7 protein-coding genes are annotated in these 3,701 nt (G+C 61.4%); all 7 read left to right on the forward strand.

All coding sequences use genetic code 11. The annotated features are described in order from the left end of the window. On the forward strand, positions 1-458 hold a 458-nt coding region (locus tag JWQ89_RS15725), incomplete at its 5' end, for a hypothetical protein (RefSeq protein WP_299642475.1). Continuing rightward, positions 451-669 carry a hypothetical protein gene (locus JWQ89_RS15730; protein ID WP_299642477.1) on the forward strand — a complete coding sequence of 73 codons (219 nt, stop codon included), beginning with the start codon at positions 451-453 and terminating at the stop codon, positions 667-669. The genes JWQ89_RS15725 and JWQ89_RS15730, both read left to right, overlap by 8 nt. After that, positions 666-1,214 (forward strand): hypothetical protein, encoded by a 549-nt coding sequence (locus JWQ89_RS15735; protein ID WP_299642479.1) that lies wholly within the window; start codon positions 666-668, stop codon positions 1,212-1,214. Before JWQ89_RS15730 ends, JWQ89_RS15735 begins: the two co-directional genes overlap by 4 nt. Positions 1,215-1,380: 166 nt before the next feature. Continuing rightward, a complete protein-coding gene (locus tag JWQ89_RS15740; RefSeq protein ID WP_299642480.1) occupies positions 1,381-1,995 on the forward strand; it encodes a hypothetical protein in 615 nt (204 codons plus the stop codon). Next, positions 1,992-2,504 carry an SAM-dependent methyltransferase gene (locus JWQ89_RS15745; RefSeq protein ID WP_299642481.1) on the forward strand — a complete coding sequence of 171 codons (513 nt, stop codon included), beginning with the start codon at positions 1,992-1,994 and terminating at the stop codon, positions 2,502-2,504. The genes JWQ89_RS15740 and JWQ89_RS15745 overlap by 4 nt, the downstream gene beginning before the upstream one ends. Continuing rightward, positions 2,501-2,803 (forward strand): hypothetical protein, encoded by a 303-nt coding sequence (locus tag JWQ89_RS15750; RefSeq protein WP_299642482.1) that lies wholly within the window; start codon positions 2,501-2,503, stop codon positions 2,801-2,803. Before JWQ89_RS15745 ends, JWQ89_RS15750 begins: the two co-directional genes overlap by 4 nt. Continuing rightward, a partial coding sequence (locus tag JWQ89_RS15755) for a hypothetical protein (protein WP_299642484.1) occupies positions 2,778-3,701 on the forward strand: 924 nt, incomplete at its 3' end. The genes JWQ89_RS15750 and JWQ89_RS15755, both read left to right, overlap by 26 nt.

A 3,701-nucleotide genomic window follows, 5' to 3' on the forward strand; every position in this document is an offset into this window, starting at 1 on the left:
TATCGGCAGTAGCTAAGGAAGGGTTCGTTCTTGTTCCGCGTGAGCCGACAGAGGAAATGCTTCAAGTCGCGGATGGCTGGGGACCTACCGGACGAATCGCCGCCGCCTATCGCGCGATGGTCGCTGCTGGGCGGGTAGAGGTAGCACCCGTGGCCTACGTTCCCATTCATCCGCGTACCGGTCCGCTTTGGGCCAACACGATTGAGGCAGAACGAAAGGACACCGGTGATTCGCCAAGCTATGCACGCATGGCGCTCTACGCCGCCCCCTCCGTGGCACCCGTGGCGGAACTGGTAGAGGCGCTGAGAGGGCTGGTCAGCGTAGTTGAGGCCGCTGGCGTAGGCCCTCTTTCCAACGGTGTGCAGCTTGGTCAAACGGCTTGGTATGTGAAGTGCTCCGACGCGCTGGAATTGGCTCGCGCTGTCCTTGCTGCGGTCAAGGAGGCGAGCCATGAGTGACAGCCGTCATACCTGCCACTGGCCGGGCTGCGGCAAGGCCGTGCCGCCCGCCATGTGGGGCTGTTCCGCCCACTGGTTCAAGTTGCCCAAGGCCCTGCGTGATCGCGTGTGGGCGACTTATCGCCCCGGCCAGGAAATCACCAAGACGCCGAGCGCCGCCTACCTCGATGTAGCGCGTGACGTTCAGGCATGGATCAAGGATCAACCATGACCACCACCCCATCTCTCGATCAATCGCGCCAAGCCTTCGAAGCATGGGCACAAGAGCGAGACTATCCCATCGAACGTGATGGCGATGGATACCGCAGCGCGATCACCGATTCATTCTGGGTGGGATGGCGGGCTGCACGGGAAAGGGTAGAGCCGAGCGAGGCAGCAAAACGGCTGATTGCAGCGCTCCAATGGAGCATCAACAATAAAGCCGTGTGGCGCTCGCCCATCGATGAGGCTGGCGCCTTGCAGTTGACTTACTCACTTTTCGCCGCTCTCTCTTCGAGCGCACCGAGCGAGGCGGCGGAGCAGGAGCCGCGAATTCCGCTCGGCTTCAAGGTGACGCATTGCCCTGACTGGAGCGCGATGACAGACGAGGCCAACGCAAAATACCGCTGGCACGTCGAGAGAATCATTGCACCGTTCTGCGGGGATGACGATGTTCGAGTCTGGCAGGGGCCAACACTCGCAGACGCAATGGGTAAGGCTTTAGCTGCCTTGAAGATGGGACCAGCACCCTTGGTTCTGTTAGGAGCAGCGGAATGACCCAAAAGCTGTGCCCTCTCAAAGGCGAGCAGTGTCGTCATTGCGGCGCTCGATACGTTTGTCTCAAGACGCCTCACAGACCGACTCAGCCAGTAAAGGCTGTGCGCTCTCCAACAGCCATTCTTCAGGAAATTAACTACGCCCCCTTGGCGGGTGGGGAGACGACATGAAAGAACGGCCAATCTTATTTTCCGCTCCCATGGTCCGCGCGCTGCTGGCCGGCACGAAGACTCAGACGCGGCGGATCGTAAAAGGCGAAGCGCTGAAATGGCTCGCGCCCGACATGTTCATTCCGCAATACGTCGCCGATCCGGCAAATGGGATGAGCCCTTACGGATACGCTGGCGACCGGCTTTGGGCGCGAGAGACACACGCCTTCAGCGTTGTCGACCCTGAGGGCCTAGGCTGGAAAGAGGATCCGTCCAATTGGGACGTGATCTACCGCGCGGACGAGAGTCAGCCGGCTGGCGGATGGCGCGATGTCGATGGCAAAGTCATCAAAGCGCCGTGGCGCCCGAGCATATTCATGCCACGTTGGGCGAGCCGCATCACCCTCGATATCACCAACGTCAGCATTGAGCGCCTAAACGACATCAGCGACACCGACGCCGAGGCCGAAGGCTGGCCCGGCTATTCCGACGAAAGCGCGATGGACTCAATGGCTTGGTATTCCGAACTCTGGGACGACATCAACGGTCCCGGCTCATGGGAGGCCAACCCCTGGGTCTGGATCGTCGAGTTTCGGCGTCTCCCTGAATCTTCCAGGAGCAGCACGCCATGAGCGAACCCGTCGTTCTTGACCCTTGCTGCGGATCACGCATGATGTGGTTCGACAAGGAAGACGCGCGCTGCGTGTTCGGCGATCAACGCCGGGAGACCATCACCGTCACCGACAACTCTCGCGGCAATGCATCTGGCCAGCGCTCGATCCACATCGATCCCGACTCGCTGATGGACTTCCGAGCACTGCCGTTCGCCGATGGCTCGTTCAAGCTCGTTGCCTTCGACCCGCCACACCTGATCCACGCCGGCCCTCGGTCGTGGCTTGCTGCGAAGTACGGGAGGCTCGGCACTGACTGGCGCGACGATCTGCGCGCCGGGTTCGTCGAGTGCTTCCGTGTGCTGGAACCTCACGGCGTCCTCGTCTTCAAGTGGAACGAGACCCAGGTCAAGGTAAGCGAAGTGCTTGCCCTCACGCCGCATGCACCGTTGTTCGGACAAGTATCGGGCCGGTCGGGCATGACTCACTGGCTGGTGTTCACGAACCCTTCGCCGGGAGAAGCCAGATGAGCGAGACAGCGACACGCGTGCGGATGTTCCTCGATCAAGAGGAAATCGACGACCTCTGCTTCCCGCTCACAATGCCCGCCGCTCAGGTCCGGTATCTGCGCACGGCCTTAAGGCTCCACGTCGAGCGCAAACCTAGCGGCCATGCCCTGCTATTGCGCAGTGAGTTCGAGCGCGTCCACGGGGCTGCACGGGTCGCTGGGCAAGCCGCGCCGGTTGTCGGCACCTCACCGAACGTCGTCGGTCTTGAGCAATGGGCCAGCAAAAGGAAATCCAGTGGGCAGAAATCGCAAGGACGGTGATCCGCTCGGCCTGGCCGGGACGCGCCTCGCTTTTCGCCGTGGCAAGTTCTGGTATCGCCATCGGAACACGGACCGCTTCGAGAACGTCGGCACGGACATCGCCAAGGCCAAGAAGCGGGCTGCGCTGTACAACGATCCGACCAGCAGTTACGGGACGGTCCGGTACTGGATGGATCTGTTTCTGGCCGACTTCGAGAAGCTGGTGAACACGAAGGCGAAAGCTCAGCGCACCCTCGATGATTACACCGGATACGCCGATGAGGCCGGGCCGCTGATGATCTATTTTGGCTCGATGCTGCCGGAGGATATCAAGCCGAACCACGTTCAGGCGTACCTCGACGAGCAGGGGAAGTTGTCGAGGGCGACGCAGGGAAACCGCGAGAAGGCGTGCCTCTCGTCCATGTTGTCGTGGCTGCTCAGGCGCCCTGAATCCCCGATCCTCGTCAACCCGTGCATGAAGAAAAGCGGGATCGTCAGGAACCCCGAGTACAAGCGGCAACGCTACGTGACCCACGACGAGTATCGGGAAGTCATGGACGTGGCGACCCGCTCGGAGAAGCTCTTGCTTGAGACGACGTACCGGACGCTTCAGCGACCGCAGAGCGACATCATCAAGTGGACGACGGCCAACCTCACGGGGCCGAAGGGCGCCAAGGTGCTGACGTTCACGCAGAACAAGACCAAGCGCCGGCACAAGATCGCAATCAGCCCCGAGCTCGAAAGCATCCTGACCCCGGTCCTCGGGACGGTGGTGAAGTTGGAAGAGCCGCTGATCCGCAGACTGGACGGCGGCAAGTACACCTACACCGGCCTCGTCTCTATGCTCAGGCGCTCGATAGAGACGGCCAACGAGCGGCGCAAGGCCCGAGGTATCGCCCCCATGGAATTCTTCGGCTAT

It is taken from the genome of Devosia sp. (assembly GCF_028290645.1).
Classification (GTDB): domain Bacteria; phylum Pseudomonadota; class Alphaproteobacteria; order Rhizobiales; family Devosiaceae; genus Devosia_A.

Excerpts from the sequence above, each read along its gene's own strand:
- JWQ89_RS15730 (WP_299642477.1), top strand. The coding sequence starts at position 451 with ATGAGTGACAGCCGTCATACCTGCCACTGGCCGGGCTGCGGCAAGGCC.
- JWQ89_RS15735 (WP_299642479.1), top strand. The coding sequence starts at position 666 with ATGACCACCACCCCATCTCTCGATCAATCGCGCCAAGCCTTCGAAGCA.
- JWQ89_RS15740 (WP_299642480.1), top strand. The coding sequence starts at position 1,381 with ATGAAAGAACGGCCAATCTTATTTTCCGCTCCCATGGTCCGCGCGCTG.
- JWQ89_RS15745 (WP_299642481.1), top strand. The coding sequence starts at position 1,992 with ATGAGCGAACCCGTCGTTCTTGACCCTTGCTGCGGATCACGCATGATG.
- JWQ89_RS15750 (WP_299642482.1), top strand. The coding sequence starts at position 2,501 with ATGAGCGAGACAGCGACACGCGTGCGGATGTTCCTCGATCAAGAGGAA.